21 protein-coding genes are annotated in these 13,433 nt (G+C 28.0%); 11 read left to right on the forward strand and 10 right to left on the reverse strand.

Going from position 1 to position 13,433, the window contains the following annotated elements:
- Window positions 1-26: 26 nt before the first annotated feature.
- The gene (locus tag IEU88_RS09995) at window positions 27-260 is read left to right on the forward strand and encodes a hypothetical protein (protein ID WP_096810620.1); all 234 of its coding nucleotides are present in this window, start codon (window positions 27-29) and stop codon (window positions 258-260) included.
- A gap of 11 nt (window positions 261-271) precedes the next feature.
- On the opposite strand, the gene IEU88_RS10000 is transcribed toward IEU88_RS09995, so the two are convergent.
- The 3 genes from IEU88_RS10000 to IEU88_RS10010 form a co-directional block, all read right to left on the reverse strand.
- Window positions 272-487, reverse strand: a complete 216-nt coding sequence (locus IEU88_RS10000; protein WP_096810621.1) for a sterile alpha motif-like domain-containing protein — start codon at window positions 485-487, stop codon at window positions 272-274.
- A gap of 584 nt (window positions 488-1,071) precedes the next feature.
- Window positions 1,072-1,278, reverse strand: coding sequence for a TM2 domain-containing protein (locus tag IEU88_RS10005; RefSeq protein WP_096810622.1), 207 nt, complete (start codon window positions 1,276-1,278; stop codon window positions 1,072-1,074).
- 166 nt (window positions 1,279-1,444) lie between these two features.
- Entirely contained in the window at window positions 1,445-1,936 is a 492-nt protein-coding gene (locus IEU88_RS10010) for a hypothetical protein (protein WP_103373758.1), read from the reverse strand.
- 227 nt (window positions 1,937-2,163) lie between these two features.
- Here IEU88_RS10010 and tsaT point away from each other — a divergent pair, with 227 nt between their 5' ends.
- Entirely contained in the window at window positions 2,164-2,346 is a 183-nt protein-coding gene (gene tsaT / locus IEU88_RS10015) for a type II toxin-antitoxin system toxin TsaT (RefSeq protein ID WP_096810624.1), read from the forward strand.
- Window positions 2,347-2,557: 211 nt separating this feature from the next.
- On the opposite strand, the gene IEU88_RS10020 is transcribed toward tsaT, so the two are convergent.
- The gene (locus tag IEU88_RS10020; protein WP_096810625.1) at window positions 2,558-2,767 is read right to left on the reverse strand and encodes a hypothetical protein; all 210 of its coding nucleotides are present in this window, start codon (window positions 2,765-2,767) and stop codon (window positions 2,558-2,560) included.
- Between the two features lie 174 nt (window positions 2,768-2,941).
- Here IEU88_RS10020 and IEU88_RS10025 point away from each other — a divergent pair, with 174 nt between their 5' ends.
- From IEU88_RS10025 to IEU88_RS10035, 4 genes are all read left to right on the forward strand, one after another.
- Window positions 2,942-3,190 carry a hypothetical protein gene (locus tag IEU88_RS10025; protein WP_103373759.1) on the forward strand — a complete coding sequence of 83 codons (249 nt, stop codon included), beginning with the start codon at window positions 2,942-2,944 and terminating at the stop codon, window positions 3,188-3,190.
- Between the two features lie 125 nt (window positions 3,191-3,315).
- Complete coding sequence (locus IEU88_RS13775; RefSeq protein WP_255201748.1) at window positions 3,316-3,450, forward strand: hypothetical protein; 135 nt, start codon at window positions 3,316-3,318, stop codon at window positions 3,448-3,450.
- 297 nt (window positions 3,451-3,747) lie between these two features.
- Window positions 3,748-4,710, forward strand: a complete 963-nt coding sequence (locus tag IEU88_RS10030; RefSeq protein ID WP_115359577.1) for an arsenic resistance protein — start codon at window positions 3,748-3,750, stop codon at window positions 4,708-4,710.
- A 168-nt stretch (window positions 4,711-4,878) separates the two neighbouring features.
- Window positions 4,879-5,055 (forward strand): hypothetical protein, encoded by a 177-nt coding sequence (locus tag IEU88_RS10035; RefSeq protein WP_170006885.1) that lies wholly within the window; start codon window positions 4,879-4,881, stop codon window positions 5,053-5,055.
- A 113-nt stretch (window positions 5,056-5,168) separates the two neighbouring features.
- Here the strand turns inward: IEU88_RS10035 and IEU88_RS10040 are convergent, their stop codons facing one another.
- Window positions 5,169-5,399 carry a hypothetical protein gene (locus IEU88_RS10040; protein WP_096810628.1) on the reverse strand — a complete coding sequence of 77 codons (231 nt, stop codon included), beginning with the start codon at window positions 5,397-5,399 and terminating at the stop codon, window positions 5,169-5,171.
- A gap of 422 nt (window positions 5,400-5,821) precedes the next feature.
- Here IEU88_RS10040 and vraX point away from each other — a divergent pair, with 422 nt between their 5' ends.
- Window positions 5,822-5,986, forward strand: coding sequence for a C1q-binding complement inhibitor VraX (gene vraX, locus IEU88_RS10045; protein ID WP_158266109.1), 165 nt, complete (start codon window positions 5,822-5,824; stop codon window positions 5,984-5,986).
- A 381-nt stretch (window positions 5,987-6,367) separates the two neighbouring features.
- On the opposite strand, the gene IEU88_RS10050 is transcribed toward vraX, so the two are convergent.
- Window positions 6,368-6,811 carry a GNAT family N-acetyltransferase gene (locus tag IEU88_RS10050; protein ID WP_170006967.1) on the reverse strand — a complete coding sequence of 148 codons (444 nt, stop codon included), beginning with the start codon at window positions 6,809-6,811 and terminating at the stop codon, window positions 6,368-6,370.
- 309 nt (window positions 6,812-7,120) lie between these two features.
- The gene (locus tag IEU88_RS10055) at window positions 7,121-7,507 is read right to left on the reverse strand and encodes a VOC family protein (RefSeq protein ID WP_103373746.1); all 387 of its coding nucleotides are present in this window, start codon (window positions 7,505-7,507) and stop codon (window positions 7,121-7,123) included.
- Window positions 7,508-7,741: 234 nt separating this feature from the next.
- Here IEU88_RS10055 and IEU88_RS10060 point away from each other — a divergent pair, with 234 nt between their 5' ends.
- Window positions 7,742-7,942 (forward strand): helix-turn-helix domain-containing protein, encoded by a 201-nt coding sequence (locus IEU88_RS10060; protein ID WP_096810631.1) that lies wholly within the window; start codon window positions 7,742-7,744, stop codon window positions 7,940-7,942.
- A gap of 261 nt (window positions 7,943-8,203) precedes the next feature.
- Here IEU88_RS10060 and IEU88_RS10065 read toward each other — a convergent pair whose 3' ends face one another.
- The gene (locus IEU88_RS10065) at window positions 8,204-8,386 is read right to left on the reverse strand and encodes a hypothetical protein (protein WP_096810632.1); all 183 of its coding nucleotides are present in this window, start codon (window positions 8,384-8,386) and stop codon (window positions 8,204-8,206) included.
- Between the two features lie 132 nt (window positions 8,387-8,518).
- On the reverse strand, window positions 8,519-9,334 hold the full coding sequence (locus IEU88_RS10070; protein WP_103373725.1) for an alpha/beta hydrolase: 816 nt from the start codon (window positions 9,332-9,334) through the stop codon (window positions 8,519-8,521).
- A gap of 338 nt (window positions 9,335-9,672) precedes the next feature.
- On the opposite strand from IEU88_RS10070, the gene IEU88_RS10075 reads away from it, so the two are divergent.
- From IEU88_RS10075 to IEU88_RS10085, 3 genes are all read left to right on the forward strand, one after another.
- A complete protein-coding gene (locus IEU88_RS10075) occupies window positions 9,673-9,945 on the forward strand; it encodes a hypothetical protein (protein ID WP_103373760.1) in 273 nt (90 codons plus the stop codon).
- 178 nt (window positions 9,946-10,123) lie between these two features.
- On the forward strand, window positions 10,124-10,315 hold the full coding sequence (locus IEU88_RS10080) for a hypothetical protein (RefSeq protein ID WP_115359578.1): 192 nt from the start codon (window positions 10,124-10,126) through the stop codon (window positions 10,313-10,315).
- A 255-nt stretch (window positions 10,316-10,570) separates the two neighbouring features.
- On the forward strand, window positions 10,571-12,001 hold the full coding sequence (locus IEU88_RS10085) for a YfcC family protein (protein WP_229719062.1): 1,431 nt from the start codon (window positions 10,571-10,573) through the stop codon (window positions 11,999-12,001).
- 390 nt (window positions 12,002-12,391) lie between these two features.
- On the opposite strand, the gene IEU88_RS10090 is transcribed toward IEU88_RS10085, so the two are convergent.
- On the reverse strand, window positions 12,392-13,150 hold the full coding sequence (locus tag IEU88_RS10090) for a GolD/DthD family dehydrogenase (protein WP_103373519.1): 759 nt from the start codon (window positions 13,148-13,150) through the stop codon (window positions 12,392-12,394).
- Window positions 13,151-13,433 lie beyond the last annotated feature (283 nt).

A 13,433-nucleotide genomic window follows, 5' to 3' on the forward strand; every position in this document is an offset into this window, starting at 1 on the left:
GATTTACAATGTTAAGGAGTGTTTTTATGAATCAGCTCAATGAGTGTAAATATATTAATCCTTCAAAAATTTCTCTTGATTGGGAGTGTTTTGTACTCAGTAAAAGTGATATGGAATTGGACGGATTGCCTACCGAATTGATTAATACATGGATGGCACAAAATATTATAAAGCCTTTTTCTATAAGGCATAATGAAGTCAACTTTCGCACTGAAGATATTAAATGGGCTTTAGAAATTCAAAATTGGTACTATGAATAACTGATATAAACTTAATTAACATCTAAATTATTATGATATAAACTTAATGCTCTTTTAGCAGATGTCATAACTTCATTATATGTGTAATTCATTTTGAAGTATGCATATATTTCATGGTAACTCGTTGCATGTTTTGGGAAGTGCTTATCTCTGTTTATAAAATGGGCAAGTTGACCGAGCGGCGTATCATCATTTACAAAGTCAATTATAAAATCATAGAATGTCATCAGCATAACCTCGATTACCTATATTTTAATCGTTACATGTTGTACCATTTTGTGTCTTTTTACCATCATATCAAATAATAATTATTTGTCTATTACATTACATTTTAAATTTTAAAATTAGTCAAATTAATTATTGTTCTCAGGGTATTTGATTTAAATTGTAAATATTGCAAAATTTATGAAATGTACTGTCGAAATAAAAATGGATTTAATAATTATAAGTTTTAACTTTATTAAGCACATTATACTTTCAAAGCTAAAAACAGGTTGAGATACATTAATATCTCAACCTGTTTTTAATTTGGTAATGGCCCACCAGCAAAAAGTAATTGCATTATATTTTCAAATAACTACTTTTTCATTCATCACCTTTTAAAGTATTATCTCTCAATTTATCGCATTAGTGGCTACTTATAAATGAATGAGTGTTAACCCGTGTTATCTCATTCCCTATTCGCTATCACAAAAAAGAGAGCCTATTGGACCTCAAATTGTTGTAAAAAATAAGTTCTAAACACACTGGGACAGTATAACTTAACCAAAAACTAAGATTTTATCCTGTTCCTATCTTTAGCTATTATTTTTTATACTAAAACGTTACCATTTTGATCTGCAGGTTTAAATAAAGTAATAACCGCACCAATAATTGCTAAAATTTGTGGGATGCCTGTCCAACAAAATACAAGGAATAAAAGACCCATTCCAGTTTTTCTCGCATAAAATTTGTGGATTCCAAAACTACCTAAAAACACTGCTAAAACAATATAAATCACTTTATTCACTTCATTCATAGCATGTATCTCCTTACATATTTGATTTTATTTCATTATACATCGATACAGTGATAAAAATCTAAAATTTTAATACATATTATTTTCATTATGTCTTAAAAAAGGCACTGCTTTTAAAAGTAATCACTTACTATATTTTAACATTTCTTATTTTATACCAAAATTGCTACAAATTACTATATTTCACTTCAAAAAAGGATTTTTCAACTTTCAATAATTCAGTATACTCTTCTGGCATAATTTCGTCACTTAGTTCAATTAATTTATTCAAAATAATTCCAATAAACTTGCCATTTTGTTCTTTATCGCTAAAATATGTTTTAGCTTTTTCAATCATTGGATTTTCTTCTAATAATATGAGTGCCCTTCCATATGCTTTATCTTTTTTTCCACGCTGGAACGCCGATTCCAAATAATTAATAATTTCATCTAATGTGTTAAATGATTCAAATGCTGTTTTGATATGCGCATCTAATTTACTCGCAATTTCTTTTAATCTTTTATCTTCTTGTTCAATCTTGGGCATTAAGTCATTTCTTACTTCTTTTTTTAAATTTATTATCAATTGTTCTGTTTCTTGAAAATCTGTGCGCTTACTTGCTTTCAAATTGTTGACCGCTTTTTTGGCATTTTCAAAATCTTCTGTTATATTGCTCATAAAAATTCCCCCATTTGTATTCTATCTATAATGTAACTAATAGTCTTTTTCCTTAAATAAATATTTAAAACAAAAGCATAAAGAAAAATTACACTATGGCATATCATTAATAAATGATAAGATAAAATTAATATTAATCTAATTAACTCATCTGTTAATTTTCAAAATATTATTTGAACAACTTATATCCTAGCGTAAAATTAAAACGATAAAGGAGGTGCAGCACTTTGAGTCTACATTTCATGATAATATTTTGGCTCTCATTATTCTTTTTAATTGCTGGCATTATTTCTCTAGTTATTTATAAAGTAAGAGGGACTCAAGAAACAAAAGAATCCCTGCTTGGATTAACTGTTATCTTAATTATTTTTGGTGTTGTTGGTGTACTATTTTCTATTATTTTTAGTTAAAAATTATGCTACTAGCACATAAACTGGCAGCTTAACTTCAAATACGAGTCAAACAGTAGATGACTGAATTGAAAATGCAATCAAACAAGCCTTTTCCAATCCTAATCATCGTCACTTAAGTTTGTTAAATACGTTGAGTTTTTCAATTATCTTTTTAAATTTTTGCAAAAATTTAAAATAACGCTTAATTTTTTTTAAAATAGCAGTATATTTAGTTTGTAATAAAATGGTAAATTGCCAACAAAATGATAATCAAAATAAAAAAGTAGATAAAACGTTTTACTGCTCTTATTTTTTCATGACGTACTTCATCTTTAGAATGATTGATATTTTCATGTAATCGCGTATTTATAAATAAAAATGGCATTGTTGCTAAAAAAGCAAAAATTAATGCTAAAATGATAGATAATATAATATTCATTTTCCCACCTCAAATTTTGAATATGCTTACAACACTTATTCCCTTTCATATGCAATTAATTCAAAAATTTAGTTTAGAAGTGTAGTTTCAAAATTTATAGACTTCACTAAAGTTTTAATGAATTGAGCCAGATCTGTACACTATTAATTTGACGCTAACAAAGGAGTGATTATTATGAAACTCACTTATTTACCGAAATGGCAACTAATAAATCAAAGTCAAAAACAATTTATGATTCAAGAAGATACAAAATCAATTTCCCTAGTAAGCCCTATTAATGAATATGCAATGGGTATTTTGAGCCAGGTTTTCTTCACTATAGAAAACGGTGTTGTTGTAAATATTAATATTGAAAATAATAGTAATGAGCTTAAAATAGAAGTTGATGAAGAAGCCTTAACTATTTATATCATTGATTTTTAATTCAATTTATTCACATTGATTATAGGTATTTAATTCATTTAGTTAAATTCCGGGTATTATCATTATATAATCAAAGTTCTGGTATTTTTTCATGAACTTTAAATTCATATAGGTGAGTGATTATTATGAAGTTTTTTAAAAATTTATTATTAATTGTATCTGGCGTTTTAGTCATTCGTGCATTGCTTTTAAGTATCGATAGTACAAACGAAGAGAAAATAGAGAATAAAGTGAGCGTTCAAGATAAAAAAAGAACATAGTTTTTTTAATCATTTTCTTATAATTCAAAATGATTCAAAGATAGTAGACATCTGATATGTAAACGTAAAATTCCACTTCTTAAGAACTATTTTTAAAAGTGTTACTTCTTAATTTATTGAGTTAGTAATACGTATAAACGGGCTTAAGCCTTTATATTTTCCCTAGCTACCCTTACCTGGGCAGAACAATGGAATCATTTGATAAAATATGATTTCAGTTCTGCTCTTTTTATATAATTTTTCAAATTTTATTATTATTAAATACTAATACAATACATAGTTTATAGAGAGGTCACTATGCAACACATCAAATCATTTATTGAAAATTATCAAATATATATATATTTTACAGCGGTTATAGGCGGTGTACTCACTGGTTTAATTTCATATTCCTTTGCTAACTTTTTAGAATCTATTGTTTCCGTGTGTATAGGCATACTCATGTTTAGTATGTTTTCTCAAATTCCATTTTTCAAAATTAAACAAAACTTTTTAAATGTAAGGTTTATAATTGCGTTATTAATTTCAAATTTCATTGTTATCCCGTTATTTGTTTTTTATTTAGTACAATTATTTAATATCTCAAATATTCCCGTCATTATCGGATTATATCTTGTACTTTTAACACCCTGTATTGATTACGTTATCGTTTTTACTGCTTTAGGTAAAGGAAATGAGCACTTTATGCTATTTGCCACACCACTTCTGTTTATATTTCAAATTTTATTATTACCTATATATTTCACTTTATTTTTAGATATAGATATTTTTTCACATATGACCATTGTTCCATTTATAAAAGCATTTTCTATGTTTATCATATTGCCTTTGATATTCGCGCTGTTATTACAATTTTTTAGCAGCAAATCTAAAATTAGCAATCAAATATTACAATTAACAGCTTGGCTTCCTGAAATATTCATGTCATTCGTTCTATTTTCTGTAGTAGGATCACAAATAAATAAAATAATTCATAACTTAGATATTGTATTAATAGTAGTACCGATTTATATTTGCTTTTTGATCATTTCTCCTTTTATAGGCGCTCTTTGTGGCAAACTATTTAAATTAGAAGCTGAAGCAAAAAGAACATTAGCATTTAGTTCAAGTACGAGGAACGCACTGGTCGTTCTACCTTTAGCTTTAGCTTTACCAAAAGACTGGGTAACAATTACTACAACAGTTGTTATTACACAAACATTATGTGAATTATTGGGAGAAATTATTTTCATAAAAGCGATACCTAAATTGATTAGATAATACTTTTAACTATTTAAAAGAAGCTAATTATTATCCATTTCACTTTAAATATATTAAAATAATGCTTAATTAACATTTTACACTTTAGTTAATTTGAATAACTTGCTTAATGCTATATAGCTATCTCAGGAAGAGTTGTTAGGGTAATTTAATAATGAGGTGATTAAGATGCAAATTTTGAGAAGTGTATCTGAAAATAATCGAACAACATATCACATTAAAACAGATTTAGGTTTAATTATAAAAGTGACGGCTGGCAATGATTTAACACCAAAAGAAGTAAAAAAACTGTTGATAAATGTAGCAAAAGACATGGATAACAAGCTAAAAAGTAATATTGAGTAAGTTATTTCTTTATGATTTTTGAAAAGAAAACATTTTAAGTGCGTATAAAAAGGAGCGAAAACACGAAATCATTTAATTAATTGTGATTTCTTTTTCGCTCCTTTTTATATTTATTAATTTATAACTACGATAATAAAACCAATGAATAGTACTAGCATTGATAATCTTGGTCTACTTTTACCAAATAAACCACTTAATAATACAAATGCTAAACCAACAATTAATAATTGATTATTAAATGTTGTTATTCCCATTAAGTCACCAATCATCATGATAACGCCGTATATGATAACGATGATTATTACTAAACTACATAAAATTGATAATACATTAAGCAATTTCACAATATACATCCTTTATAAAAAATTATTTACACTATATGCAGTATAAAACAAAAACGCCGCTTCGAAAAGCGGCGCCAATCTCAAAAATATATTCCACACTAAAGTTTGGAGGACTTTTTGTGCTTAGTATTTTATACCCCTCATTATAAATTAAAAACATAAAAAACTAAATTTTCTAAAAAAAATCGCTAAATTAATGTTTAAGGTTTACAGTGTATTAATTTACATATGATTAAGCAAAATAATCAAATAAATTTAATCTTACCATTGGAAAAGAATTAAATAAAAAGTTATCCTATAGTTAAAGTATTAATAACTACAGTTATAAAATGCGACTTTATTCTTCTTTAAAAATAATATTTCTACGCATGTATTATTTTATATAATAGAAAACTTGTTTTTATAAAAAAAAGGGTGATGAGATGAAAATATTGCGTAAAGTTTATAAGGATGAAGAACCTATTTATCATGTCAAAACTGACAAGGGTTCTGTAATTAGAATTAAAGGGTCTGACGAGTTAACGGATGCTGAAACTCAAGAACTATTAACTCTAGTTGCTCAAGATATTGATAAAATGAAAAAATAAATAACCTTCCGTTTATATAATTAGGATGACTATTCAATAAGGGGTTAAATAGTATCAAATTCTTTTTAATTTATCGATTTTAGTAACACAGGCCAATATCATCCATAATATTGAAATATATAAATATTAAAAATATTAGCCAGTTGTTTTATAAAAGTTGAAGTGCAAACTGTCTCAATATGAAATATGTTGTTTGCATTCATCGATTAGACTCAAATTGTTTATATTCAATTTCACAGAACCAATTTTACATTTATAACGAAGTTGTTCTTATTTATGCAAGGGCTTAAGCTCTTGCATTTTTAATTAGGATTAATACTGGATAGCAAAAGATTATTTTAGAAAAAAGCATTTTTGCCCTCGCTTATACCATTGTTATTTCTAAATGTACATCATAAACTCAATATGCGGGATACCATCTTCCATATATGTTTTTGAATTTGCTTGAAACCCAAAGGATTCATAAAATGTTTTCAAATGAGCTTGTCCTGATATTTTTAAAAATTTATGGTGGTATTGTTTTTTTATAATGTCAATCGTACATTGTACAATTTCGCGACCATAACCTTTTTTTCTATAATTTTGAGTTACTAGCACCCTACCAAAACTAATACCATTTTCAGAAGTGACAATGCGGGTATATGCTATAATATTGTTTTCATCATATAATATAACATGTTGAGCATTTCTATCTTTATCGTCTATTTCTTGATAAATACATTTTTGCTCTACAACAAAAATTTTCACTCTTTCTTTTAATATTTCTAATAATTTAATATTCGATAGTTCCTCAGTATACTTTACTTCTAACCTCACCTTACTCATTCCTTTGATTTAATATGTAAAAAGAGACCCAAAATATACTTAATATCTTGGGCATGGATATCATATTGACAGTAGATGACTGGAATATAAATTTTATTGAGTTAGCGGCATTTGTGTATGAGCCTTAACTCTTGTATTCCTTCTTTCTAGTTTGCAAGATTTATAGATAACCCAATGCATATATAGTACGCTTCACCTAGCCTCTTTTTCTAGTCATGTTTACCGCGTCAGATACCGAAATCATAAAAAATATAATTTCTTTCTCATTCTCTTATCTTACGTTTAGTAAAGTTGTAATTCACATTTAAGTTATTGCTCGATTAATTGAATTAAATTGCCACATGTATCTTCAATGACTGCCAGTTTAATCTCTTCAACTTCTTTTGGCTTTGTTTTAAATTTAACATTTAAATTGGATAATGATTGATAAGACTGTTCTAAATTGGAAACGCCAAACATAGTCACTGGGATACCCGAATTAAACAAATCATTTTGATATGTTTTAGCTATCGGATTATCATTGGGTTCTAAGACAATTTCAACTGGATTGTCAGAATTATTTTCTTTTACTGTTAACCATCTAAACCCTCCACCTATATCTATATCATGCACAAGTTCAAATCCTAACTTCTCTGTATAAAATCGTTTCGCTTTTTCTTGATTATCTACAAAAATACTCATTGCAATAATTTTCAATTCGTTTTTCCTCCATTTATGTTTTAGTTTCTTCTAATATCTATACCCTCATATTATACTTTTCATTATAAATAATTAAATGACAGTTAGTGTTTTATTCAAAACACTAATATTGTCCAAAACTTTAATTATTATATATTAAAAATTAGTGATAACTTAATTTGAAGATATAGATTATCTGTACTAAAATATTAATTGTAAGTTATTTATAGAAATTTTAGGAGGGAATTGGGTTTGAAAACTTTAACTGAGCTTCGTGAAAAAAAACAGTTAAGTTTGTCTAAATTAGCAATTAATTTAAACAAAAACTATGAGAAAGACTACAGAATTTGCCAAATTTGGGATTGGGAACATGATTACAGAGTACCTTCAGAAAAAGATACGAAAATTTTAGCCGACTATTTCCAAGTACCTAAAAAAACCTTTAATTCATAATTATATGAATTTATCTGATAATTAAATTCATATAATTATGAATTAGATAAACTGAAATAGAAACGTATTTTTAAAATTAAAGAGAACGGGACAAATTCTATTTTTTTAAATCAGACACTGTAGTTCTGTATTATCAATAGTAACTGAAATCGAAAATTTTTAACGTAATCTAATTTTCAATTTACACAGCTATTGCTAACATTATATAAAAATAACCTGGGCCATTGAATTATGGTTCAGGTTATTTTTAAATGATGGTTGTTATTTTTTAAAAACAATTGTTATAAAATAGTCTACGCCTTCAACGGTGTTTGTAACGGAAGGAGTAACTGATACAAGTTCCCAATGTTGCTTGTCATTAATTTCTTGCAAAAATACATTCACACGATCATCAAACGCTTCAAAACTCTCTTCATATTGCATATGCAATGTTTTAATCATCATACAAATTCCTCCTTCCGTTAATGTGACCTAATTAATCTTTTTTATTGTAAAACCTTAAAAAGCTCAAAACAAATATTTTTTAATTGAATATGACTTAATAAACAATATTATTGTAAATATACCTTAAAAATTTTAATACCTCTGTATTTCTCTATTTAACCAATCTACAATTTCCCTAAAAATGCTCTCATTATAACTAGATTCATTAAAAATCTCGTGCTGCAAATCATCATATATGTGTATCGATTTATGTTCAGATCCGATTTCATCAAATAATTGAATTGAATCTTTATAACTCACTAAACCGTCTTCTTTACCATGTAAAATCAGTATAGGATCAACAAATTGTTGTGCGTTATTTTTTAAGTATTCTACGCCTTCTATCAATGTGATTAATAACCCATTTGATATCTGTTTCGCATTTAAGTCATCTAAGGCATATTTTTTAACGATTGTCTCATCTGAACAAAGACCATCACTTAGAACATTCTCAATATAACTATGCATATCAGCACTTTTATCTATTTTGCCAAATGTTTCTTTATTATATCTTGTTAAAGCGCCAGAAGTTACGATACCATCAACTTTACCCGGATACTGTGTTCCAAATAAAGTGACTGTATAGCCTCCCATACTATGTCCAATCAAATATAACTCACCGTCAAATTGAGACTTAACTTTATTAATAATTGCTGTTAAATCATCAACTATTTCATTAGCAGTGCTATAAAAGGTTTGTTGCCCTTCTGAACGACCCTGACCCCTTTGGTCATATCGAATGACATTAAAGCCATTATGATTTAAATAATTCGTCAACTCATCATAACGATCCAAATGCTCTGCCACCCCATGAACAATAATGATATTCCCCTTGGCACTGTTAACCTCATTTACTTTTGTATAAAGATTCGTACCATCTTTTGATGCTATATATTTTATATAGTTCAAATCTTTCACCTCATTTTTTTATTGTTGATCTATTTTATTTACACAAATAACCATAACAAACAATTGATAAACATTTATTAAGGATGAAATCATGATTATAAAGACCCACCGTATATTTATATAAATAAACGTTTTATAAACACACATTTTGAGTTAATAACTTTCTCTTAAGTATATTAAACGTAATTTTTACATAAAGACAAATATATAGATGTTTTAACTTTGGACCATCTATAAACTAATAACGTAATGGATTTTATAATTTTCACTTTTCCTTCAACCTTTTATCAACTTTTAAATCTCAGTTAATGATATGCTTATATTGGAGCGTGATATTGATGGCAAAGTATATTTTGTCCTATAATTTAAATTCCATTTCGTATGGTTATGAAAAATTACCTGCAAAATTAAATAGTGTCGGTAAATCATTGTATATTTATAGAGGGCTTTGGCTCTTAAAAAGTGATTTAGATCAAGCCACTATTTACGAAAGTATTAAAAGTTCATTCAATTCAAATGATGATTTTTTAATATTTGAAATTGACCAAAGCCCTTTAGGGACTTTAAGTGAACAAAAATATGATGAAATATTAAATTTACTTAATGATTAAACACATTCTATAATTTGAGTGTGTTTTTTTATATATTATTTAAGTTAATTTTCAAAATGTGTTATACTTTTTAATACTTAAAAGATTTATGTATAGTGCAATTAGATAAATGGTCGGTTTTTCATTTTTATTTTCAATTTCATAATTTAAAACAATGACCATTGTTAAGGGGATACTTATGAAAATTATTAATTTGGAGATTAGCAACTATAATATAACTTATACTGTCGAAACTAAAAAAGGTAATGTTTTTACACATGCGCTACCTAAAGATGTCACTACGTATAACGTTCAGCGTTATTTAAATTTATTATGTAATAACATAGATAAATCAAAATATAGTGCCAAAATAGCAAGAGATTTTAACTGAATTTTGATTAATCATACCAAATAACTATTATACTCCACACGCATTCTAGCAAATGTTGATTCTATTTCATTCGCTAGAATTTTTATATACCTGCCTTTTCATAAAATACTCAAATCAATTATACTTACTTACGCGTCTTATAAAATTATTACTAGAATACGTCTTGTTCTGTAAATTTTCTGAAATCTTTCTTTCTACTTCTTATAAAATTATGATATATTAACATTATTTATATTATTTAAAAGGGGTGGAAATTTGAAATTTTCAAATAACAAAGGAAAAGAAACAAACAAAAACAGAAAAAAGCTTGGTATGCCGCATATTTACGTTATTTTATTTATATTTGGCGTATTAGCAACAATATCAACCTATCTTATTCCATCAGGCGAATTTGATCGAATTAAAGGACCTGAGGGTAGAGAAATGGTAGATGCTGATTCATTTCATTATATAACAGCTGCGCCAGTTAATATCGTGGATTTTATTTCAATTATTCCCAGAGGTTTGATTGAAGCTGGGGAAATTGTATTCTTTACATTAATTATTGGTGGTATGTTTATGGTATTAAGACGTACCGGTATTATTGAAATTGGTGTTGATAAACTGGCACGTCGATTTTTGAACCACAGTATTTTTATTATTCCAGTACTTACTACTGTATTTGCAATTATCGCTACTTTGATTGGAACGGCTGAGCTTTCACTCGTATACATACCAGTTATCATTCCTTTAATCATCGCGTTAGGTTATGACTCAATTACTGCTACTGCTATCGCATTATGTGGGACCGTTGTCGGTTTCACAGTAGGAGTATTAAATCCAATTAATACTGGACTAGCTCAAAAATTATCAGGTATTCCTGTTTTCTCAGGCATTGGACTACGTCTAATTATATTTATAATTGTACTGTTCGTTACGATTTTATTTATTATGCGTTATGCTAAAAAGGTAAAACAAACGCCCGATATGAGTTTAGTTTACCAAGAAGATACAGAAAAAAGACAAACTTATAAAGACATTACTAAACAAAAACCATTAGTTGCTTCCAAACGTCAAAAAGCGGGCATCGCTGTCGTATTAGCCTTTTTTGTTATACTTGTGTATGGAGTGACAACGCAAGGTTGGTTTATGGTTGAAATGTCCGGATTATTTATCATTATGGGTATCGTCGTTGGTTTAATTACGGGGTTAAATACACGTGATATTTGCGAAGCATTCAATGATGGTTTCAAAGACGTTTTAATGGGCGCAATCATCGTTGGACTAGCGCGTTCGATCGCAGTGGTGCTTGAAGATGGCAAAATCATGGATAGTATTGTTCATGGATTAGGATCAGTTATTGATGGTGCAACGCCAACTGTTGCAGTAATCGGTATGTACATCGTTCAAGTGTTAATTAACTTCATCATATCTTCAGGAAGCGGACAAGCACTAGTCACTATGCCTATTATGGCTCCATTAGCAGATATGTTAGGTGTTACTAGACAAACAGCAGTCTTAGCTTTCCAACTGGGTGATGGTTTCACTCATGTATTCTACCCGACAAGTGGTTATTTCATGGCTGCATTAGCAATTGGCGGTGTTTCATACACTAAATGGATTAGATTCTTTTTCCCTCTTTTTATTATATGGGGGCTTATATCAATCATTTCACTAATCGTAGCACAGTTAATTGGCTGGTCATAAAAGTTAAATCCAAATATATCAAAAAAGCTATAAAAAACCTATCATGATAGGTTTTTCATAGCTTTTTTATCGTTATATAGAGCAACATTTTTTTAAGCAATTAGAGATTCATCTCGATTTTTGCATCGTAGTTTGATATAAATGTATTTTCATCTTAATTATTAAATGTTTGAGGACCTATTCAAAATGATAGTATTGATATACTTTCTTTATAGTAGTCACATAAAAAAGAAAATTTTAAAAGAAGACGTTTTATAGCTGAAAATTAGAAAACCATTATAAAGCCCATTAGATTTTTGTTTTCGCCCAACTTTTTATATAGCTTTTATTTAACGGATTTTGAACTAATATCGTTAGATAGTAACATATTCTTTACTTAAAAACAGCTCGTTATTTAATCGTGTTTCCGCCATCAATAACAATTGTTTCACCAGTAATAAAATCCGTTGCATCACTAGCTAAAAATAAAGCAATTGCAGCGACTTCTTCTGGCTCTCCAAAGCGTCCTAAAGGAATACCCGCTAAAGCATCTTCCCTTGCTTTACCTACCCATGCTTTATCTGATAGTTCAGTAGCAACTATCGTTGGAGCGATAGCATTTACTTTTATATCGTATTTAGCCCATTCAAATGCTAAACTTTTTGTCATGTTTGTAATACCTGCTTTAGTGACGCCGTAAGCAGTATGTCGATCTAACGCAATAATTGCATTTTGACTTGCCATATTTATAATTTTCCCGCCGTCTCCTTGTTTTATAAAAACATTTCCGACTTTTTGAGCCATTTTAAATGAAGCTGTTAAATTCAAATCTATTTGTTTTTGCCAAATATCATCTGGCATGTTTTCAGCATAATCTAACAATGCTACACCTGCAGAATTGACTAAAATATCTATTCTTTTAAATCTCTTAATAATTTGCGATATAGCACTATCAATATCTACTTCTTTTGTAATATCGCATTGTATACCTAAGATGTTATCGCTATTCAGTTTTTGGACATCTTTTTTGATATCTAAAACTGCTACTACTGCTCCTTTTTCTATGTAAAAATCAGTAATGGCTTTACCTATACCACTATTTCCACCAGTCACAACAGCGACTTTACCTGGGATATTAAAATTTTTATCAAACCCTTTAAATTTTTTCATATTTCTGTTACCCCTTTCTTATCTAAATTATACGATTGTTATATAGCGCTTTCAAAATCATTGTATAATTTATTGTTTCAAGTTCAAAATAATATAACTGAAGTATATTGCATAAATTTAATATAATTAATGTATTACAATAATTATAGAATATAAATGTTGAGTATTTTTTATGAAAAAGCTTTTTGCCTTCTTAGCCAATTTTCTTAATATTAACAGTTTGCCGTAATGATGTAGAGGAAGATAGTAACTCAGATAATAATTCAAATAAAAAGTACACGCT

The sequence above is a fragment of the Staphylococcus nepalensis genome (genome assembly GCF_014635045.1).
Lineage (GTDB): Bacteria > Bacillota > Bacilli > Staphylococcales > Staphylococcaceae > Staphylococcus > Staphylococcus nepalensis.

Coding starts and splice junctions, on each gene's coding strand:
- vraX (WP_158266109.1), top strand. CDS start 5,822: ATGAAAATATTGCGTAAAGTTTATAAGGATGAAGAACCTATTTATCAT.
- IEU88_RS10065 (WP_096810632.1), bottom strand. CDS start 8,386: ATGATGATTAAAACATTGCATATGCAATATGAAGAGAGTTTTGAAGCG.
- IEU88_RS13775 (WP_255201748.1), top strand. CDS start 3,316: ATGAAGTTTTTTAAAAATTTATTATTAATTGTATCTGGCGTTTTAGTC.
- IEU88_RS10005 (WP_096810622.1), bottom strand. CDS start 1,278: ATGAATGAAGTGAATAAAGTGATTTATATTGTTTTAGCAGTGTTTTTA.
- IEU88_RS10080 (WP_115359578.1), top strand. CDS start 10,124: ATGAAAATTATTAATTTGGAGATTAGCAACTATAATATAACTTATACT.
- IEU88_RS10010 (WP_103373758.1), bottom strand. CDS start 1,936: ATGAGCAATATAACAGAAGATTTTGAAAATGCCAAAAAAGCGGTCAAC.
- IEU88_RS10075 (WP_103373760.1), top strand. CDS start 9,673: ATGGCAAAGTATATTTTGTCCTATAATTTAAATTCCATTTCGTATGGT.
- IEU88_RS10090 (WP_103373519.1), bottom strand. CDS start 13,150: ATGAAAAAATTTAAAGGGTTTGATAAAAATTTTAATATCCCAGGTAAA.
- IEU88_RS10030 (WP_115359577.1), top strand. CDS start 3,748: ATGCAACACATCAAATCATTTATTGAAAATTATCAAATATATATATAT.
- IEU88_RS09995 (WP_096810620.1), top strand. CDS start 27: ATGAATCAGCTCAATGAGTGTAAATATATTAATCCTTCAAAAATTTCT.
- IEU88_RS10025 (WP_103373759.1), top strand. CDS start 2,942: ATGAAACTCACTTATTTACCGAAATGGCAACTAATAAATCAAAGTCAA.
- IEU88_RS10020 (WP_096810625.1), bottom strand. CDS start 2,767: ATGAATATTATATTATCTATCATTTTAGCATTAATTTTTGCTTTTTTA.
- IEU88_RS10000 (WP_096810621.1), bottom strand. CDS start 487: ATGACATTCTATGATTTTATAATTGACTTTGTAAATGATGATACGCCG.
- IEU88_RS10050 (WP_170006967.1), bottom strand. CDS start 6,811: ATGAGTAAGGTGAGGTTAGAAGTAAAGTATACTGAGGAACTATCGAAT.
- IEU88_RS10035 (WP_170006885.1), top strand. CDS start 4,879: ATGCAAATTTTGAGAAGTGTATCTGAAAATAATCGAACAACATATCAC.